Here is a 21741-nt window from a genome sequence, read left to right as displayed (position 1 = left end):
ACTGCCTAATTCAACTTCTCAATATCTGTAACAGTAAAGTTATTCTTATCCAAATCCAATCGAATCTTCTCCGCTAAGTCTTCATCCACTTCTTTTGGAAGCACGATACAAACTCTTCTTACATAATTAGAGTTGTTATTTAAAGAAATAACACTTTGTACATTACAATGTCGATTTACAATTCTTAACATTTTTTGTAGTGCACCAGCATATTCAATTGTACCGATTGTAAAGGAGTAGCTACCATTATGTACTCCCCAAGCATTTTCTAGAACTTGAATAACATTGCCATTCGTTAAAATCCCTAAAAAGTCCATGGAGTCATTAACAACTGCTAAATAAGGAAGCTTTTTAATAGATGAGAATACTTTAAAGAATGGGGCGTCTTCCTTAATGTATCCCTCACGGTCAGAGACTAAATCTGATAATGTGCCAACCAAGGAGTAATCAAGCTCATATTCTAATAAATCAACCTTATATATATTCCCTACGTATTTCTCTCCCGTTTCATCAAGAACTGGAATACACCGATAACCAGAATCCTCTAGGGTCTTCATTACAGATTCTAGGCTATCACTTTCTTTTACAAATACTACATCATTCTTATTAACATAATCATTTTTGACAAGCATTCCTATCCCCCCAAGACTAAAAATTAGGGCACTACAAATGAATATAGGCCTTTTATATATTTAACATTATTTTCAGTAAAATAGCAATAACCTAAAATTCGTTCACACAAAGGTTCTTTACATTACTAGGAATGGACAATCCCGTGATCACTCTAACGAAATAAATGAATTACGGTGTTTAAAGCCTACCTAACAAAAATACTGGTAGGATAATAGTTCTACATATGTATCGCTACTATCCTACCAGTCTCTTTAACTAATTATCCTTATTCATCTTCTTCAATAAAGTTATATTCCTCAAGTAAATAATCATAATGATCGGCAACCGCCTTATTCTTCTCTTCTGTAATCGTATTTAACTCGACTACCTCTTGATCTAGTGTCATCAATTCTTCTTCTGTTGTATTCTCATCTAGAAGTGCCTCGAAGAATTCTTTTTCTTTCAACACTGTAGCTTCTAGAGAGTTAGCCTGCTCTTGAAGTAATTTGTGGTATTCCTTTGTTGCATCATACTCGATCTTTTGTCCATCATAATAGTCATTAATCTCATTAACTACAGGAATGATTTCATTATCATATAAATCAATTACTTCATCTTCCGTTTCCATCACAGTCATTTGCTCATATAGACTAGCTAATTTATCCATTAATGGATGAACCTCATCAACTACTGCATTGTGATACTCTAATACTTCATCTGCTTCTGGTGAACTACATGCTGCTAGGACCATCGCTAATACTAGTCCCGTCACTACTAATAATAATCTCTTCATTAAAACTATCCCCTTTATTTTTTACTCTTAAGTCATTTTAAAGTAAATTCTAGAACTGTCAATTAGGCAATTAAACCTAATCAAAAATCATTAGTCATTAAGTCTCATTTCTAATGTTTGTCCATATCAATTTCTTAACAAACCATTCCCTCAAAACAGGGAAAATACATTCAGTAAAAACCCATTATTTGGTAAATATGTAGTACCTACGATTCATTTTGACAAATTTGTAAAAAATATGGCAATTACTACATAAAAAACATGTTCTTCCTCTCATTGGGAAGAACATGTTTAATATCATGCTTTCTTACTATGATAATTTACAATAATAATACCAAACGCTACTAATACGATTGCAACGAGGATAAAACTATTCAGCATCTCACCGGAAATAAACATCGCAGACAATACAGCTCCGGAAACAGGGACGATAAACTTATACATACTTAATTCGCCTGCATGATTATATTTCAATACAGAGTACCATAGAGCGAAAGCGACTGATGATAGAAGAGCCGAATAGATAAATAAACCGAGCCCAGTTGAGGTGAATGTCATAGCACCTTCATGTAAGAATGGAAATCCAACCACTAACATGATTACCCCACCAATGGTTAACTGCCATCCTGTAATGGCGAATGGGTGAATCCCCGACGCTAGCTCTTTTGCCATAATCGTTGCAATTGCCGCTGTTAATCCGGATAGTATCATATAACCTTCACCATCCCACTGGAAACTGATCTGGAATTCTTGCCCCCAGTTCGCGACAACAATTCCTAGAAATCCCGTCATAAGACCAACGGATTTCTTCCAGCTCATTCGATCACTTCGGTAGTAAAAGTGAGCCAAAATGACAGTGAAAAAGGTTCCCCCAGAAGAAAGGATTGCCCCTTGCATTCCAGAAACATTTGCAAGTCCATTATAAAAGAAAAAGTATTGTAAGGATGTTTGTACAATACCAAGTATCGTTAAGATTAAAAACTGCTTTTTCGTAACCTTTATTCGCCTCCAGTTACTACATAATAAAAAAAGTAGTACAATTAGTCCTGCTAGTAAAAATCGACCACCTGCAAAAACAATTTTTGCTGCTATATCACCCGGAGCCATTTGCAACTCCTCATAGCTAATCTTTAAAACAGGAAAAGCACTCCCCCATAATATAGAACAAAATACAGCAATCCCTATGACACTCCATTTATGTTGAAAAATCCCTTTCAAGATTTTCATCTCCCATTACTTAGAATATAAAAGTCCAAATACATATCATATGCCAAATTTTTAATGAAAGCAAAGCATACGGATGGGAAAAACTTTTGATCCTCATCCTGCGAGATGGTGGTTGCTCTACTTTATGGCAATTTGATATAGTGGTGGAAAATACTGCTAATTGCTGTACAACATTGGGGGAGATTTTTTGAAGAATTTGCTACGCGTTTTTATGATGGTGCTAATCATTGGCTTAACTGCCTGTCAGAGTAATCAAGCGGATGGAATTTATTTTGAAGACTATCAGCTTGAGAAAGTTATCCGTGCTGAAATCAATAAAGATTCTGGAGACATTTTACAAGAAGATATACAATCCATTACCGACTTAGACGTATCGAACGAGCGAATTAAATCCTTAGAAGGAATAGAGAATTTAGATTCCGTTACGAAGCTTAATTTACAAAACAATAATATTGAGGATTTATCGCCACTTATGGAAATGGCTAGTTTAGAAGAAGTATCTATTGGAGGAAACCCGTATGATGATGCGGATGTAAAAAGTCTTCAGGATAAAAATATAACGGTCATTACAAAAGTAGAAGTGGAAGTACGAGGTGAACCAGACGGTCCAGGGGGATATCTTTGGAAGGTTGAACATGGTGATACTACGGTTTACTTACAAGGGACGATCCACACTGTAACAGAAGACTTTTTTCCTTTAAATCGTAAAATCGAAGAAGCCTATGCGAAAGCAGATGTAATTGTTCCAGAAGTTGACCTTAATAACATCAGTATGTTTGAAATGCAAGCCATCTATATGGAATATGCCCAATATGAAGATGGCTCAAGCATTCAAGACCATCTATCTACGGATTTATATAAGGAACTTGACCGTGTGTATACAGAACTAGGATATTCCATTGACATGTTTGACCAATTCAAACCATGGTTTCAATCGAATCTGATACAGAATTTAATAATGGAAGAGCTTAATTTCACAGATGGCGTCGACTTATATTTTCTAAATCGCGCAGAACAGGATCAGAAGGAAATCGTTGCCCTTGAGACTGCGGAAGATCAATTATCCATATTCGCTAATTTATCTGAGGAATTCCAAGTCCAAATGCTAGAGGAATCCTTGATCGAAATAGAGGAATTAAATGAACAAATGCTAGAGTTGCTGACCCTATATAAGGAGGGAGATGGTGACAAACTGCTAGACTACTTAACGGTAGAACAAGAAACAAGTGCAGAAGAGCAAGCCTACATGGAAGCACTTAATGATAACCGAAACTATAAAATGGCAGACAAAATTGCAACTTTCCTTGAGGAAGATAGCGGTGACACATACTTCGTCATAGTAGGTACCTTACATCTACTTCAAGAACCCCATATCCGCTCTCTCCTAGAAGAAAAAGGATATATAGTAGAGCAGATATTATAGACTAAAAGATATTTCTGAGAATAGCTCATAAAAATGAATTTGTTACTTGTAAGGGAACGGATGGGGAGACCGTTCCCTTTTTGTACTTTTCTTTCTCTTTTGCGTAACAGAGAATTGATCTCTTTACCTTTTTTCGCTCTCCTTCCTCATTTTGGGCCAGAGACAGACTCTCCGTTACCTTTTTCTGCTTTCCTTCCTCATTTGGGGCACAGAGGCAGACTCTCCGTTACCTTTTTCCGCTTCTCTTTCTCTTTTGGGTAACAGAGAAATGATCTCTTTTACCTTTTTTCCCTCTCCTTCCTCATTTGGGGCACAGAGACAGGCTCTCTTTTACCTTTTTCTGCTTTCTTTCCTCATTTTGGTAACAGAGATAACCCTTTTTTACGCTTTTCTTATACTGGCGAAAAGGTTTTCTATACTTTACCGTTTAAGAAAAGGGAAGGGAAGGGCACCTACTTTGATTGGATACTTTCTTATACTAAAAATAGATAATCCGAGCTACTACGAATTCTGATTACTAATTTTTCAGTAGTAGTTCGGATTTTCTATTGCTTGCAATTCTTCACTTTAGTTTGCTGTTCTAAATCATACCAGCTAGCAAACTACTATAGACACTTACCATATTTAAATCATCTGCTCCAAATTCCTTAAACCTACTCGGCGCTGTAAGATAGATAGCACCGCGTACACTTCCATTAACCATAATCGGAACAGCTAAAATTGAATCCCAATCTGGTAAACCACTAATCTTATTATGCTTATCCTTCACATCCCAAGTAATCGTATATAGTCCACGTTCCTCCAATAAAACCGAATGCAATATATCTGATTCTATCGACACTTGCTCTAACCAACCCTCTTCCTGTGCTCTCCTTCCATATACCTTTTCCCCATTTGGCGTATACAATAAAATATAGCCCACCTGTGCCTCCGAGATTTCGACTATTCTTCCTAAAAATTGATAGATTTTCTCCTCAGAAGATAGGTTTTTAATAGGGAGCTGGATGAGCTCTACCATAGCTAAGACATTTCTGGAATCCTTAATATCATCTCCTGTAAGAATGCCTGCTAGTTTATTTTGCTGCTTGGATGTAGTGAGAAAATCCTTATACCAAACTTGTGTATAATTCCGTCCTTTTTCCTTTGCACCATACAAAGCTTGATCTGCTTTTTCAATTAACTCTTTCACCCGCTGACCATGAAGCGGATATGTCGCTATTCCAATACTTACGGTTATATCAAACTTATCCCCTAATAACTGTTGTGCCGCAATTTCCTCACGAACTTTATCTGCAAATACTACTGCTTCTTCCGTTTTAATGTTTGGTAATATAATAATGAATTCTTCCCCACCATAACGACCTAGAGTATAAGATTCATCGAGCATATCCATAACGATATGAGATACGGTTCGTAATACTTCATCCCCGATTTGATGGCCATATCGATCATTTACCTGCTTAAATCTATCGAGATCGAACATGACGATACTGAAAGGTTCCCCTGTACGTTTGGATACATCTATTGCCTCTAATAGAGCATCGTCTAAGTATTTTCTAGTCAACGTGCCTGTCAGTTTATCAATGCTTGCCGAAAGCTTTAACTGGTGCTGTTCTAGTATTGTAGCTAAAAAGCCCATCACTTCTTTACATTTTTCTACTCCTGCTTCATTAAAATTATTCACAAGCAAATCTGTTTCTAAATAGATATAACCTAGAATAGACGGCTTAGAAATACCGTGATTCTGATTGATTGGAATGCACATGATACTCTGTAATCCTTTGGGTTCCAACTTTTGTTCCTTAGCACCTAAAATAACAGCCTCTCTTGTATCATGAACGAGATTAATCATATAGCGATTTTGTGGTAATTCACGATTCCCATCTGTTGTGCTTAGAACTGCTAATTCTTCCTTTTGATTCTCCGTAATAATGATTCCCCTCGAAGCAAGTGTTATCCCTGTGAGATAATGTAATAGCATATTAATATTCTTTATTGTATTAGGGCCGACCTTTGGTAGAATATCCTGGGCTGTACGAATTTCCTTTGAATATTTCTTCATGTGCTGTTCGCGAATGTATTCCATAAAGTCCTGATGTTCCAAAAATGCGCTAACATAATCTTTTGCTAGAAATCGATTTAAATCCTCTTGAGATAGTTGATCTTGCTTACCCTTTTCTTTATAAGTTAATATATGTTGCTCTTCGGATATCCAATTGTAAGTTCGTTCTAGACCTATAAACCCTTTAGCATAATGATTATTATTCACATAAGTTAGCTGGTATTGCTTCGGCACACCTTCCACTAATGATTTCACTAATTCGGTACTATCTAAATAATAATTTGCAGCACAATACCATTTCTCAGCCTTAAAAGCATACTCTCCCAATACCATCAAGATTCTAGCTATTAACTCCCTATTTTCACCCCGTTTAGCTAGTTTCAACCCCTGCTTTAAATAATAAATTGATTTCTTAGAACTATCCTTTGTTCCAAGAAAGTAAAAATATCTTGCTTTTAAAGCATCCGGTGTTTTATCTGTAAACAATTCCCCCAGCTTTTTACACAGGTTACTGGTTAAAGAATAATAACCACGTTCACTTAACACAACCAATGCTGTTGTTATTACTTTTATATTAAACGTATTATGAGGTATCTTTTCCACTAACTCTAACAAATTAAAAATAATCTTCTTTAGTTGCTCTGGTGGAGCATTCCTTAAAAGATGAAGCTTCTGATATGTGATGGCACTATCAGAATACATATTGTCACGGCCTTTATTAAACTCCACGACCAATTTTCCAAATTCATCGGCACGCTCGAAGTCACCGATAAAGTAAAATAGATTCATGCTCGTATTATAGTATTCAAATATATCTAATTCACGAGAGTTATCTTCCTTATGTAACGCTTCTATAATGTGATAATATTTAAATGCTCGCTTATATTCTGCCATTTCTGCAGATGTAAAGCATAGTTGATTATAGAGAGGGCTTAAAAGCCAACTTGCTCGACCCGCTTGTGCTTTTTCAAGCGCGTATTTAAAATGATCATATGCTTCAGAAAAGTGATATGCAGTAGCATGAATTCTACCTATACTATTTAATGCTTGAATTTCTGTCTCAAAAATACCATACTTTTCACTAATATCCCTTACCTTTTCAAAATAATTTATTGCCTCATCGAATTCATTTCGAAATGATTGAGAGATAATACCAATATTGTTAATCGCTCCCAAATATCCTTTCAAATATCCTGCATGCTCTAGAAGCTTCATCGCCTTTTTAAAGTAGCGTATTGCCTCATCGTAACGATTATTCTGCACACTAGAGAATCCTAATAATAAGTAGGTTCTTCCAGTTATTCTAGGAAAATCATCCCCGCTTTCCGCAATAATTTCCTTTAAAATGATATCTGCTTCATCTAATTGGTTTTTTATGTTCAATAGTAATGCTTGCAGTCTCTTGTATTCAAGCCTCGATTCTCTATCCAATATTATAGGGAAGTTTTCATCTATTTTTTGTAAATAGTGCTTCAGATTGTCCACTTTATAGGATGTTGCAAATAGATTTCCTAACTCTAAATGTACTTTTAAAATTAAATCTTGCAAATCATGATTCTCAGCAATTTCCAATGCATACTTATAGGTTTTTAATGCCTGTTCTGTTTGATTGATTTCAATGCATAGCCCACCTATTTTCACCAGAATTTCTGTTTTTTCATATGGATTTACCATTAACCTCTCCGCTTTTTGAAGATATTGAACTTCCTTTCTAATTTCATGCTGAACATGGAGTTGCTTAGCAATATCCATATAATAAACCAGACACTTCTCCCAATTGTGAGCACCTTCATACTGATGAATCAGCTCCTCGATTTTAGTATCCGAGGCTTTTTCCATTAAAGCTGCTGCATGTGCATGCATGGTAATCTTTGTCTTAGCACCAATAGCTTCATACACAATCCGCTTCAATACCTTATTATAAATATCAAAAAGAAAACCATAATCCGATACTAATTGATGAATAATTCCTTTTTGAACTAAATAATCTACAGTAGAATGAATTAATACTTCGTCTAACTCGAGATACTCACTCATTATGTTTTTAGAAACCGGCTTATTATAGATAGCAATGGTCTCCAGTATTTGTAATGCGATTTTTTCTAAGTCCCGTAATTGGTTTACTAGCACTTGTTCAATACTTTCCGGAATTTCCAATGCATTATAATCTAGCAAAACACTCCACATACCATTATCCTTATTAACCTGAAGAAGCCTTCGACTATATAGATCCTTCATAATTTCCTGTATAAATAATGGGTTTCCAAAAGAACGGGCATATATCTTCTCGGTTAGCCTTAGTGGTTTATAAGATAAGGACAGAATTTGCCTGATCATTTCTGCTACTTGATCTTCTGTTAACAGATCTAATCGGATGATACTGGTGTCTAAACGCTTTTTCATTAAATGATAGTTTTCTAGAAAATCCTTCTCTCCATCCTCTCTTAGTTCACCTGATACAATAAACATCAAATTATTTTGATGACTATTGTTCATGCTCAAGTAATGTAATAAATTTAATGTGAACCTATCCGCTAGATGAAGGTCGTCTATTAAGAATACCGCTGGTCTCCCTTGTAAGCTATCATTAATAAATGCACCGATACGATTTAACAGCCGATATTCGCTATTATCATCTGTTAAATAGTCTAATGAGGTTGGTGCTCCACCTTTTTCTAATTCCGGAAAGTACTTTACTAGTTCTGCATGATATTTACGTAAAATAGAATAGTCTGTTTGACTGATTAGCTTTTGCAGAATATCTAGCCATAGGTTTTTACTACTCCCAGTACTACCTAGGTGAAAACTTGCATATACCGTTACTTTGCGTAATTCTAGTAAATAATGAAGTTCTTGGAGGAAGCGGGTCTTGCCAATACCATTTTCTCCTTGAACAAAGATAATACGTTTACTGGGCTTATAGCTCATCATATTCTGGACATTATTTAAAACATATGATAGTTCTTCATCTCTTCCGATGATACGGGTATGAAAATGAAGCTTTTCCAATGCCTCTTGCTCAATGATGGAAATATCGGTATCTAGACTTTCTCTAAGCTCCGTTATCATGTCTTGAATAGTTAGATAGGGATAATCCTCTTCTGTCCCTATCATTTTCTTGATAATAGGTAATAGGTTACGTAGCCTATGTCGATCATGGGCACGATATGATTGCCCTAGATTGTCTTCGAGTGATTGAAGCGCCTGCTTTGGATTTTCTATGTAAGCTTGTTTGGTTATCATCGCTAATAGAATTAGTCCTAACGCATACATATCTGTCTCAATATTTGGCTCTATTCCAGCTAATAATTTGGGTGAGTAAAAATATGAATTCTCTAAATCATGATGAAAATACTTTTCTAATTCAATGGTAGCAAGGTCTTTTAATTTGGGTAAAAGACGATTACCTTGTTTCATTGGGTAAATTGCCTTCAAATTTAATGATCCATAAATAAACCCACTTGTATGTACATAATGGACTGCTGAACAAATTTCGATGAATTGTTCGATTACCTCATCAATTGAAAACTGCTTTATCAACGAGAAGTATGATTCATTCTTTCTATCAAATTCTACCGTATAAAAAAACGCCTTTTCTGTATAAGGCTTATTATCTACAAAGGTGACCGCACCGAATTGTTCATTTCGTGCTATTCTTTTACTTGATAAATTCTTTATTGCTATAAATTGCTTCTCAAAAAAGTGAATTAACGAACTGGGTGTATATTCCGAGATTAATAGATTTAATTGGACATAGCGGTTCTCATGGAATAAATCCATAGCTAAATAGATGGATACGATTCTATTTTGCTCCAAAAGCTCAACAAGTCGATACCGATTATTAATAACTTCCATGGACTTCACCTCGTATTCGTTAAGTTGATGGGAATACCGTTTAAGAACTCGCCTATTACGATAAAAAAAGGCTATTCGAAGAACGAATAGCCAAAATAATTCATGCATGCATAAAACCAACAAATTTGTCCGTCAGGCTATCATGAGCGATTATACTTGTATTCCCTTAACACCTGAGTCCTATCATTTGAATAGTTTGCTATATCCAGCTTAACTAAGGATTTTCGTTCATTACTCATGACAAATCTATTCGTTATAGTTTGATAATTCAAATGTTATTGATTTTATTATATAATATTTGCCACTAATTCACTATACACGTTCAAGACATTTAACTCATCCGCTCCAAATTCTTTTAACCTAGCAGGTGCTGCCATATACATAACACCCTTTACCGTTCCATCAGCCGTTATTGGCATTGCTAGTATAGAATCCCAATCAGGCAACCCATTAACGGGGTTAATTTTCTCTGTTGCTTCCCAATCAATGGTAAACATACCACTTTCCTCTTTTAGGACCGTCGTAATAATCTGCTGATTAAAGGTATATTCAGTGACCCATTCTTCTTCCTGGGACTTCCTACCAAAGGACTTTATGATGGAATGCCCTTCTGTGAGTAGAATATATCCATATTGTGCTTCCATAATTTCAACTATTCTACCAAGAAATTGATAGATTTTTTCCTCACTTGGTATAGGAAGATTGGTTAATTGGATGAGTTCAACTAATGCTAGTACATTTCTCGCATCCCTAATTTCGTCCCCAGAAATGATTCCAGTAAGCTTATTCGCTGGCTTCACTTTATCATCAAAATCCTTTTGCCAAACTTGAGAGTTGTTTCGCCCATTTTCCTTAGCAATGTACAATGCTTGGTCAGCCTTTAGAATAAGCTCACGGACGGTTTGACCATGTTCAGGATAAGAGGCTAGTCCCATACTTAAGGTTATTTCCTGTTTATCACCTAATAGCTTATGACCTTGAACAGTAGAGCGTAATGCTTCTGCAATTTCCTGTGCTTCCTCTATATTGATTGAAGGAAGAATAATAATAAATTCCTCCCCACCATATCTCCCCAATAAACTGTTCTGATCAAGATTTTCCAAGATAATCTGGGAAACTTCCTTTAGAACTTTGTCGCCAATTTGGTGCCCATAACGATCATTAACTCCTTTAAATTTATCCAAATCGAACATAATAATGCTAAATTCATTGCCATTTTTCCTTGTGTAATCTAGGGTGTTTTGTAAAGCATCTTCTAAATACTTTCTTGTCAATGCACCTGTTAATCGATCAATCGAAGCAGTAATCAATAATTGGCGTTTCTCCAAGAGTAACGCAAGGAAGTTACTCAATTCCATACTCTTCTCTAGGCATGACGGATTAAAGTTATTCACGATTCGGTCTGTTTCCAAATAAATATAACCTAATAATTGATGACTTTCCCCAACTATTGGGCGTGATTCTGCCTTCTTAATAATAGGGATGCAAAGAATAGCCTTTATATCATTTTCTAGAAATTGATGATCTACCTTATCCTGCGTCAACCTATCTGATAGGAGTAGAGGCTTCATCGTGGACCTAACACGATTAAAGATAGCAAGATTTTCTGGTATACTAACGCCCTTATCTAGGGAAGAAAGAACGGTTACCTGCTGTCCCTTTTCCTCGGAAAGAATATACCCGTTTGTCGCAAGGAATCGACCAGAAAGAAATTTTACTATCATGGTTAGATTTTTCGATACATCACTATCTAACTGTTTCAAAAGATCCTCTGGTTGAAAAATCCCATCAGATAACTTTTCCATATAGTTACGACTAATATTTCGCATAAACCGATAATTTCCCATAAAGAAATCAATCTGCTCGGTGTTTAAAATAGCTTGCAATTCATCTAAGGAGCTGACCTTATGAATCAACGCCTCTTGATCTAGAATCTGCTCTTGTTCGGATTGAATCCACCTTTTTATTTCATCAAGTCGATAAAATTCCCTTGAGAAACTTCGACCATTAATGTAGTCCAATTTATATTCAGCTGGAAGCTGCTGAATTAATTCCTTAATCGTTTCAAAAGCTTCTAGATAATAAGCGGCTGCTTCATAATACGCTTTTGAATTAAAGTAATAATTGCCTATATCTGCCTGAATACGAGCGGTTAATTCCTTACTTTTAGATATTTTCGCTAAATGTAAGCTGCTTTCAAAATAAGTGATGGAACTTGACCGATTTAAGTTAAATGCAACGATTCCCTTCGCATGCTCATATATAGCCTTTAACCTATATGGTGTGTCCTCACTAACTAAGACTTCTACCATGGAAAGTAATTCCGTCGCTTGGTGGTGTTTCCCCTTCCTACTAAGATGCTGTATAGCTTCACATAGTCGTTCAATGCTAATTGACTTGTTTGTTATTTTGTCAATAACCTTTACAATTTGTTTCACTAAAAAATCATCAAAGTCTTGTTCCGGCTCTCGTAATTGATTGATGAGGACTTGTGCAGTTGCAGTGTATTTCATCATATTTTCATGTTCACTATGGAACGCTATTATTTTTTGGTAATAACGTTCTGCTTCAAAATAATTACCAAGAGCCTGATACAGCTTCGCGCAAGTTTGATAATATCCACCAATATCAAAGCCCTTATTTGGATTATCCTGTATGTCCACTTGTAATTTACTGAAGTATTCTAAGGCATCCACAAAATTATTTCGCTCTAAACTCACCTGTGTTAGGTAATTTAATAGCATATACCTCTCGAGAACGAGATTATAGCGCTCTGCTTTCGTTAACCCTTGGTTAAAGTGTTCAAATGCCGTATTATAATCGAATTGATTGAGATAGGATTCTGCAATATTTATTAGTGCAAATACTTCACTTGTATAAATGCCATATTCCTCACTCAGCTGTTTAACTTCTAAATGATATTCCATTGCTTTGCCATAGTCTTCATAAACCTCTGCATAAAGCGCACCTATATTGTTGAGCGAAAATAGCATACCTCTCGCATTTTGGACTTCTTCTGATAGTTTACATGACTCATGATAGGCTTCTAAAGCCTCATCCGCTTTTCCTAAGTGAACAAAAATAAATCCTAATGTTCGGTATGCATTCCCCTTTATTTCCAAAAATTTGTTACCGCACTCTGCAATTAATTCTTCAAAAAGAGCAGCTGCCTCTACTATTTGATTCTCCTCGGTAAGCAAGATAGCTTGAAGACGTTTCACTTCTAACCTCGCCGCTTCATTAGGATGGCTTCTTAAAATATGTTCTACCTTCTCGATATACTCTCTTACCTTGGAAAGCTGATAGGTAGAGTGATTCGCATTAGCTAGATGTATGTATGCCATCATTAAATGGTCCACATAGTTTTCTTCCAGTGCTAGTCGCTCCGCCTTCTCCAAATACTCAAAAGCTAATCTGGTATCTCCTGTGTCAGTTAATAACGACCCTATCTCAAGATAAAGTGCTGTTTGTTCTACAGGATTATCTGTTATATCGAGCGCTTTTCTTAGATTTTCAATTTGCCCTTTCGTATTCCATCTACCCTTCATTAACTTGGCTTTTTCAAGGTAATAGATTCTTGCTTTCTCCTTATTTCTAGCATTTGAATAATGGAAAATAATTTCATCGAGGTTCTTCTCCAATTCCACTCCGTTCTGTTCTGCTAAGCTAGTTGCTGCTAGCTGATGCTTCGATATCCTCTCTTGCTGGGAAATTCTATCGTACACAACGTTCTTCAATATCTTGCTGCGAAAATCATATAAGTAAGAGCTATCATCAATAAGCCGCTGCAAGATTCCCTTATTCACCAATTCCTCTAATTGTTCATCCACCATCAGTGTGTTTGGTAAGAGCTTCTCTATTATTTGTGTGGCAATAGGCTTAGAAAATATGGAGATACTTGTTAGAATATTCATTTTTCCCGGATCAAGATCCTTCAATTGGTTGACTAGTGCATGCTCAATATTATTTGGCAAATCTAAGAGATTATAGTCCTCTGATTCCTCTGGTAAATCAATTTGCCATCTTCCAGTTTCTTCACTTACATATAGAATTCGACGGCTATACAAGTCTTTCATAATTTCCTTTATAAATAATGGATTACCGTAGGACTGACTATAGATTCTGCTTGAGAGTTTTTTAGGTGTAAAGGAAATGGATAGAATGCTTTGAATCATTTCTCCTGTTTGTTGTTCATCTAATTGCTCCATACGAATGGTTTCTGTATCAGGGCGCCTTTTCATCATATAGATAAATTCAGAAGCGACTGAATTCGGAGAAACCGCTCGATCCTCACATGAAAAAACTAAAGTTAGATTCGTATTCTCTAATACTTCTGTACATAAATAGTTAAACGTATCAATTGTAAATTCATCTGCGAGATGAATATTATCGATAATCATTACCGTTGGCCGATTTTGAATACTTTCATTGATAAAACCCGCAATGCGATTTAGAAGGCGGTATTTTGTATGATGTTCATTAGCATAGTTAAGAGAATCGTTATAATTCTGATCCATAAGTTCTGGGAAATACTTAATTAATTCGGTATTATATTTCTCTACTATGCTATTATCTGTCTCCATGATTAATTTTCGTAAAATATCAATCCACATTTGCTTACTATCTGTGGAAGCATGATTCAAGCTATAGCTCGCATAAACACTTGCTTTACTTAGCCCAAGTAAAAAGGTGGCTTCGCGTAGAAAACGAGTTTTCCCAACACCATTGGCACCCTGAACGAAAAAGATTCGTTTACCAGGCTGATAGGAAATCATCTTTTCGTAGGCTCTCATGATAGTCCTAATCTCATTTCCTCTGCCAACAAGCTTGGTATAAAGATTTAATCCATTTATTTCTTCTTTTTTTATAATCGAGTAGTTCGTACCTAGTACAGCATTTAAATCTACAATTAGTTCATAAAGGTTGCTATAAGTATTGTCATTTTCGGTATTTAATAGTTTTTTAACAACAGGAATAACGTGTTTCACTTGGGTGTCATTCGATTTCTCAAGCAGCGAGGTGAACTGTTTTTTAGGTTCTTCTATAGTAGGCGTTTTCGTTATGAGTGCGAGTAGAATAACACCTAAAGCATACCTATCTGTTTCTGCATCTTCTGGCACTCCCGCTAGGACCTTTGGTGATTGATATACCGGGTCTTCTATTCGTTCTGCATGGGTTAATTGTTCCATATGTATGGTAGCAATATCCGTTAGTAACACTTGGGAGTGTCCCTCCCCCTTCAACACTCGAATAGTATAGGGGTTTAATGCACCATAAACAAACCCCTTTAAATGGAGGGAGTATACTGCTGAGCATATCTCTACAAAACATTCCATAATCTCATCAAATGTCATGTTTTTTGTTGACTGGAACAAATCTCCTGTTCTCGGAATATAATCCGAAGTAAAAAAGTATTGCGGGTCTACCTGTCGTTTGTTATCAATATAGAAGACCTTATTAAAACTATAATTTCGGATAATTGCTTTACTCGTTATACGTTTAATATCCAGAAAACGAGTGATATAAAAGTCAATCAGAGGCTTTGGTAAATATTCATTATTTAATAAGCTTAACAGAATAACTTTGTTTTCTTTACGCATATCATATGCTGAATAAACCATGACATGCTTCTCTTGTTTAATAAGTTCTTTTAACCTATATCTATTGTTGATGATTTCCATATCCTTCACTCCACTTGAAATATCATACCTGTATTAAGGTTTGACAATTGTAGTTTTTGATATTGTATAAGTGTATACATATTGGGAGCTTTCTTCACTGAGATGATTCATTGCATACCATAAGAAAAAGCTATTCAAATATGTGAATAGCCAAAAACTGTTTTGGTAGCCAGGCGATCATCGTTTTTCAACATTAGACCCTTTGCTTTGCGTCCTACTCTTTCGAATAGTTTGCCTTTTCAACACATCTGGTATTTAATTACTATTACTTATTACCTATTCTACACCAATTCTACAAAAATTCAATAATTTGACAATATAATCATGAAATGTTTTACATTATTATAAGTCCTAAAATAACAACTAGTACTTTATACCCGGAACTTGTATAGATTAAACGTATTTCCACCATTTTCTTTGGAAGATTCTATACATAATTATCGATGAACACTTTTAAGAGATACCAGTTACGTTTACTAGTTTTTAAGTTTGCATGTTCGTTTATTTCATCTCCATTGCGCAAAACAACTAGTACTTTATACCTACGACATTGCACTTGTTATTCATTCTACTAACTATAAAAACCTTTGGAGAAAAGGAATATTTTCTCCAAAGGTTTTAGGATTCTATAATTCGTATTTGGCTACAGGATTATTTAGTTTTTCACTGTCGAAGGAAAATATCGGTCCTTCAAGCGAGTGGAGATAAATTCTAGTATAATGGCAATGATTAGAATAAGATATGTGATTAAACCAACTTCTCTAAGGTCATAATAGAAGCCGGATGCCATGAAGAGTTCAAAGCCTATACCGCCTGCTCCAGCTGCAGCTCCCATGGCAACTGCAACGGAGAAATTAATCTCAAAACGCAAAAATGTCCAAGATAGTAAATAGGTAAAGGTAGACGGAATAATCCCGTGCACGACTGTATGCCACCAATTAGATCCTGTTGCTTTCAATGCTTCTAAAATACCAGGATCCACCTCTTCAAATGCTTCAGAGAATGCTTTTACTAGATACGCCACAGAGTGGAATAACATCCCCAGAACTGCTGCTTCACTACCAAGTCCTGCTGCAATAGCAAAAATAAGCACCCAAAGAACAGTTGGTACTGCACGAATAAACGCTACAAAAATTCTCACTGTTTTAGACAACCAAGATTTGGATAGATTTTCCGCTGCCATTAAAGCTAAAAAGAAAGCAATAATTGCACCTAGGATGGTAGCTAATATTCCTAAGCCTAATGTTACGCCAACTTGATAGAAAGCTTCTCCCCAACTAAAATGATTTAATGTAGGTTCAAAAAACATTACCCTAAGATTATGTAAGGTTTCCGTTACGGCTCTTTCTAACTGCAAACCCATATAGTTAAAAAAGAAAAATGCTAGAATAGTTAATATAGTCAGTATCCAAATGGTCCATTTGATAACTAAATCAATCTTGTTACCGGATTTAATATCAATTTTTCCGCTTTTTGTTCGTTTTATAGTAGAAGGTTTCAAACCTACTTCCATTATAAGATCACCTTCCGTATTTGGTTAGATATCAATTCAATTACAATAACTGAAATAACAATAGTAGCAGTAATTAAGGCAACTACTGGATAGTTCATATTCTTATAATATAAATCAAACAGGTAGCCAATCCCTGTTCCAGTAAGTATTCCAACTAGTGTAGCACTACGTATATTCGTCTCAATCATAAACAATATCCAGCTAAGCATTTGTGGAATGCTTTGCGGTAGGACGGCTTTACTAACGATTTGGAAATAGGTTGCCCCAGTAGCAGTCAATGCTTCTACAGAGCTCTGATTTGTTTCATCAATAGATTCAATAAATGCTCTCGTTAAAAATCCTAAAGTTCCAACAAATAATGCTAGAAAACCAGTCAATGAATTCTGTCCAAATGAAATCAAGAGAATTAATGACCATGCTACAACTGGTATATTACGAGATAACGATGCAACAAATCTCGCAATAATACTGAATATATTATTTGTTTTTGTTGTTTTAGATCCTAGTAAAGCTAAGAATATGGAAAAGAATGCAGCAATTGTCGTTGCGGCAATAGACATGAAAATCGTCTCATTTAGTTTAACTAATATATTTGGTAGCTTCTCAAAAGAATCTTGCGTAATCATTAAATTGGAAAAAATCCAAGTGAAAGCAGCAGGAATGGTAGCGATGCTTTCTATAAAGTTAAAATCTGTTATACTTGAGGACAGATAGGTGATGACAATAATAATGATAAACATTAAGGTTAACTGCATTTTTTTCTTACGTAAAATTTTTACATCCATTGCTATTCCCCTTATACGGTGATTAATTCTTTTGATTCCATTCCATATATATGTTCAATTTTGTCTATAGAAAGTAAAGGACTTGGCCCGTCAAATACTACTTCACCTTGCTTCAGACCAATGATCCGACTTGCATAGTCTTTAGCAACTTCTACCTGATGCAGATTAACAATACAAGTAATACCAAGATCTTCCGATATTTTCTTTAAATGATCCATAATGATTTTTGAAGAATTAGGATCCAACGAGGCAATTGGCTCATCACAAAGAATAAGCTTAGGTTCTTGAATAAGTGCACGACAAATACCAACTCGTTGCTGCTGCCCACCACTTAATTGATCACAACGCTTATAAGCATGTTCTGCAATACCTAATTTCTCTAATAGGTCAAATGCATTTTGCTTCTCTTGCTCAGTAAAGCGACCAAGTATACCTTGTAAAGTAGACTTGTAACCGAAACGTCCATGTAGCACATTTTCAATTACCGTTAATCGTGGAACTAAGTTATAATGCTGAAAAATCATTCCAATGTTCGTACGTAATTTACGCAATTCCTTCTTACTTTGTGCTCCGACATCTTGACCATCGAAATAAACACTTCCTGGCTCAATGTCAACCATACGATTGATACAACGTAATAGTGTCGATTTACCTGCTCCAGAAGGACCAATAATCGAAACAAATTCTCCTGTATTAACAGTGAACTCCACATTCTTTAAAACTTGAACTTCTGAATTATAGGATTTATTTAATTCCTTTAATTCTAACAATGCCATACATAACACTCCTTATTCTAGTTTATATTGGCGTAATTGAGTGAAAATGTGATAAGAGGCTGGTACTACCGGCTTATCTTAGAAAACTTGAATCATAAAGGATAGTACGCATACCCCCAATTTGGAGATATACGTACATTCTTCCTAGTAAAGGACCTGGTATTAATGTATCCTTGCACTTTACTTGTATATCGCTCTTGTTATCTAATTGCTCTTTTAGACTTTCAGATGTTCCATGCTTTAGCCTTTACATAAATGTTTTACTTAGACAATTCACGGATTGGATTGAACCAAGCGTCTTCTACTTCTAAGAATCTTTCATTTTCTGTTTTAGAGAATAACCCAGACATATCTGAATCCTTTGGTACAAAGATTTGTTCATTATTTGCAATTTCATCAGAAGTAAATGCCTCAATTAATTTATTGATATCTTCTTCATTCAGAACTTCTTTATTAACTGCAAAAGGTGCATTCAATACTGGTGTAACACTCATTAGAGCGAACTCTTTACCTGTAACGGTATTAAATGGCTCTTCTGCATCATCCTTAACACGGTAAACTGATCCAATTTCATTTTCTTCACCTTCAGCCAATTCCACATAGTTATCTACACAAGAATCACAGAAAGCTGCCACATCAGCACTACCATTTAAAAGGTTTACCGCTGACCCTTGGTGAGATCCCCCAAATAGTACTTGTGAGAAAAATGGTCCACCCTCCATTAAATCTTCTGCTGTTAAATCTTTATCATCAAAATGTCCCATGATTGTGTTACTTGGTACGACAAATCCAGAAGTAGAACTATTGGATACAAATGAGAATTTTTTACCTTCAATTGTATCTAATGAAAATTCACCATTCACTTTATAATCATCTTGCTCATCAACATTTACTGCTAACCAGCTATGATACTTTGCATCGTCTAAAGTACCAGATGCACCACTGGTCACAACAATGGCCTCAATTGCATCATTACGCTCTTTTGATTCTATGTATCCTTGAGCACCCATAAATGCTACACCAGCATTATTATTAGCGATGGTTTCAATTGCGATAGCGTAATCTGTTGTTAAATGATGTTTTACTTCTTTTCCAGTTGCATCAGCAATAGCCTCACCAATAGCATCACGAGCAGCTTTTAAATCATTACCAGATTCATTTGGATACCAAACGATATCAATAACATCATAATCACCTGGCTCTTGTGCATTTCCACTAGTACATGCACTTAATACAATAACCAAACCAATAAAAAACAGGACGCTAACGATCTTTTTCATTTTCTTCTTTCTCCTCCTAGTAATAAAAAGATGATATAGATTGGTTGTCTAAACCTGTTATCGGTACCTATTAAACCACAATCTCGTTAACTCATGTTTATATTTACTAATACTTTACGTAATTTTAAGATTATTTACATAACTTTAAAATTTAGTAGATGAATCTAACATAATACCCATAAAACAGGAGATTTCACCTAAGAAAGTAGAGAAGGAGAGCTCTTTCTGGCTTTAAGAATTTCTAAAAATATAAAAAGCAAACCTACTTAACTTAGTAGATTTGCTTTTTCATGTATCCATCACTATAGTATTTCCATTTAGAAGAGTAGCAGGCCTATCGATATTGGAATAAAGCTAAAGAACAACACCATTACACAGAATCCCATAATATCACGGACCTTTAATCCAGCAATGGCAAGTAAAGGCAATGCCCAGAATGGCTGAATCATATTTGTCCAAGCGTCACCCCAAGCAACCGCAATAGCAGTCTTTGGAATATCTGCACCTAAATTCATTGCAGCACTCATCATAATATCGCCTTGTATTGCCCATTGTCCACCACCTGATGGAATAAAGAAGTTCAAGATGCCCGCGCTAATAAAGCTTAGCCATGGTAATGTAACTTCATTAGAAATATTAACGAAGAACATGGATAACTGCTCCGATAAACCTGAACTTGTCATCATTCCCATAATACCTGCATAGAACGGGAATTGAATAATAATGCCGCCAGCATTCTTTACAGCACCAGACACACTATTTAAGAATCGACGTGGTGTACCATGGAATAAAATCCCTAAAAATAGGAAAATAAAGTTTACGATATTAAGGTTTAAATCAAACCCTTTGCTTACAAAATGGTACAAAACAAAGGCTAATCCTAATATGCCAATAAGTAAGGATATGATTCTACTATTCTCCAAACGTTCCGCTGGCGTGACCGATTTAATTGTCTCTGGTTCTTCCTCTTCTATTTCCATTACTTTCTGTTGTAAATTTAATAACTCTGGATCGATTTGCCCCACATTTCTAGCAGACTTCATTAGTAGTCTATTCAATAATGGCAGGGTCAATAGTAATGTTCCAACGATAAACAAGTTAGGACCACCAAACAATGTTTCTGATACAGGCACAATACCAATTTCCTCTATTAGCATGTGATTATCTGTTGCTATTGACAATGGAATGGATCCTGACAACCCTCCATGCCATAGTAAAAATCCGCTATAAGCACTGGCCATTAGTAAACGATAATCTGCTGAAGGGACACGTTTTGCAACGTGAATAGCAAGTAACGCTCCTACAACTAGACCAAATCCATAATTAATTAAACATGCAATGGACGCAACTAGTGTTACTAATAACACTGCTTGTCCTGGTGAATTAGCTAACTTACTAATCCTCCCTAGTATTTTTTTCACAATGGGACTATTAGCAAGAATATACCCAGTTACAACAATGAGTGACATCTGCATAGCAAACTCTAATAATCCCCAAAAGCCCCCACCCCAGTATTTCACCATGTTAACAGGTGAGCTGCCAGTAAAAATCATCCCAAGTATAAATACAACAAAAGTAAGAATAATTGCAAACAAAAATGCGTCAGGTAAATACCTTCGAACCATTCGGTCGAAAAAATTCGTGATAGCACCTAGCATATATTTCCCTCCTATATTATCAATCTATTTACAACAGTTTATTCGAATAAGTAGGTTTTATTCTGATGCCATTCTT

The 21741-nt window shown here is 35.6% G+C and carries 11 protein-coding genes and 1 riboswitch; of the genes, 1 reads left to right on the top strand and 10 read right to left on the bottom strand.

The window, feature by feature from the left end; genetic code table 11:
- Window positions 1–5: 5 nt before the first annotated feature.
- The 3 genes from cbpA to KGF86_RS17345 all read right to left on the bottom strand — a co-directional run bounded on the left by cbpA (window position 6) and on the right by KGF86_RS17345 (window position 2623).
- Window positions 6–632, bottom strand: coding sequence for a cyclic di-AMP binding protein CbpA (gene cbpA / locus KGF86_RS17355; RefSeq protein ID WP_186870483.1), 627 nt, complete (start codon window positions 630–632; stop codon window positions 6–8).
- 266 nt (window positions 633–898) lie between these two features.
- Entirely contained in the window at window positions 899–1405 is a 507-nt protein-coding gene (locus KGF86_RS17350; RefSeq protein ID WP_186870484.1) for a hypothetical protein, read from the bottom strand.
- A 297-nt stretch (window positions 1406–1702) separates the two neighbouring features.
- The gene (locus KGF86_RS17345) at window positions 1703–2623 is read right to left on the bottom strand and encodes a DMT family transporter (protein WP_211742562.1); all 921 of its coding nucleotides are present in this window, start codon (window positions 2621–2623) and stop codon (window positions 1703–1705) included.
- 196 nt (window positions 2624–2819) lie between these two features.
- On the opposite strand from KGF86_RS17345, the gene KGF86_RS17340 reads away from it, so the two are divergent.
- Complete coding sequence (locus KGF86_RS17340; protein ID WP_186870486.1) at window positions 2820–4055, top strand: TraB/GumN family protein; 1236 nt, start codon at window positions 2820–2822, stop codon at window positions 4053–4055.
- 580 nt (window positions 4056–4635) lie between these two features.
- Here the strand turns inward: KGF86_RS17340 and KGF86_RS17335 are convergent.
- From KGF86_RS17335 to KGF86_RS17305, 7 genes are all read right to left on the bottom strand, one after another.
- Window positions 4636–9972: a diguanylate cyclase gene (locus KGF86_RS17335; RefSeq protein WP_211742561.1), complete on the bottom strand. Its 5337-nt coding sequence runs from the start codon at window positions 9970–9972 to the stop codon at window positions 4636–4638.
- Between the two features lie 287 nt (window positions 9973–10259).
- On the bottom strand, window positions 10260–15653 hold the full coding sequence (locus KGF86_RS17330; RefSeq protein ID WP_186870490.1) for a diguanylate cyclase: 5394 nt from the start codon (window positions 15651–15653) through the stop codon (window positions 10260–10262).
- A 161-nt stretch (window positions 15654–15814) separates the two neighbouring features.
- A riboswitch (cyclic di-GMP riboswitch) is annotated at window positions 15815–15899 on the bottom strand.
- 409 nt (window positions 15900–16308) lie between these two features.
- Window positions 16309–17166 carry a phosphonate ABC transporter, permease protein PhnE gene (gene phnE, locus KGF86_RS17325; protein ID WP_186870491.1) on the bottom strand — a complete coding sequence of 286 codons (858 nt, stop codon included), beginning with the start codon at window positions 17164–17166 and terminating at the stop codon, window positions 16309–16311.
- Entirely contained in the window at window positions 17166–17951 is a 786-nt protein-coding gene (gene phnE / locus KGF86_RS17320; RefSeq protein WP_186870492.1) for a phosphonate ABC transporter, permease protein PhnE, read from the bottom strand. The genes phnE (KGF86_RS17325) and phnE (KGF86_RS17320) overlap by 1 nt, the downstream gene beginning before the upstream one ends.
- Before the next feature lie 11 nt (window positions 17952–17962).
- A complete protein-coding gene (gene phnC / locus KGF86_RS17315) occupies window positions 17963–18727 on the bottom strand; it encodes a phosphonate ABC transporter ATP-binding protein (protein ID WP_186870493.1) in 765 nt (254 codons plus the stop codon).
- A gap of 260 nt (window positions 18728–18987) precedes the next feature.
- Window positions 18988–20007 (bottom strand): PhnD/SsuA/transferrin family substrate-binding protein, encoded by a 1020-nt coding sequence (locus tag KGF86_RS17310; protein ID WP_211742560.1) that lies wholly within the window; start codon window positions 20005–20007, stop codon window positions 18988–18990.
- 317 nt (window positions 20008–20324) lie between these two features.
- Window positions 20325–21665 (bottom strand): short-chain fatty acid transporter, encoded by a 1341-nt coding sequence (locus KGF86_RS17305; RefSeq protein ID WP_211742559.1) that lies wholly within the window; start codon window positions 21663–21665, stop codon window positions 20325–20327.
- Between the last annotated feature and the right edge of the window lie 76 nt (window positions 21666–21741).

It is taken from the genome of Ornithinibacillus massiliensis (assembly GCF_018310345.1).
GTDB lineage: Bacteria > Bacillota > Bacilli > Bacillales > Amphibacillaceae > Ornithinibacillus > Ornithinibacillus massiliensis.
This window is presented reverse-complemented; position numbering and strand designations above follow the sequence as displayed.

Excerpts from the sequence above, each read along its gene's own strand:
- cbpA (WP_186870483.1), bottom strand. The coding sequence starts at position 632 with ATGCTTGTCAAAAATGATTATGTTAATAAGAATGATGTAGTATTTGTA.
- KGF86_RS17350 (WP_186870484.1), bottom strand. The coding sequence starts at position 1,405 with ATGAAGAGATTATTATTAGTAGTGACGGGACTAGTATTAGCGATGGTC.
- KGF86_RS17335 (WP_211742561.1), bottom strand. The coding sequence starts at position 9,972 with ATGGAAGTTATTAATAATCGGTATCGACTTGTTGAGCTTTTGGAGCAA.
- KGF86_RS17330 (WP_186870490.1), bottom strand. The coding sequence starts at position 15,653 with ATGGAAATCATCAACAATAGATATAGGTTAAAAGAACTTATTAAACAA.
- phnE (WP_186870491.1), bottom strand. The coding sequence starts at position 17,166 with ATGGAAGTAGGTTTGAAACCTTCTACTATAAAACGAACAAAAAGCGGA.
- phnE (WP_186870492.1), bottom strand. The coding sequence starts at position 17,951 with ATGGATGTAAAAATTTTACGTAAGAAAAAAATGCAGTTAACCTTAATG.
- phnC (WP_186870493.1), bottom strand. The coding sequence starts at position 18,727 with ATGGCATTGTTAGAATTAAAGGAATTAAATAAATCCTATAATTCAGAA.
- KGF86_RS17310 (WP_211742560.1), bottom strand. The coding sequence starts at position 20,007 with ATGAAAAAGATCGTTAGCGTCCTGTTTTTTATTGGTTTGGTTATTGTA.
- KGF86_RS17305 (WP_211742559.1), bottom strand. The coding sequence starts at position 21,665 with ATGCTAGGTGCTATCACGAATTTTTTCGACCGAATGGTTCGAAGGTAT.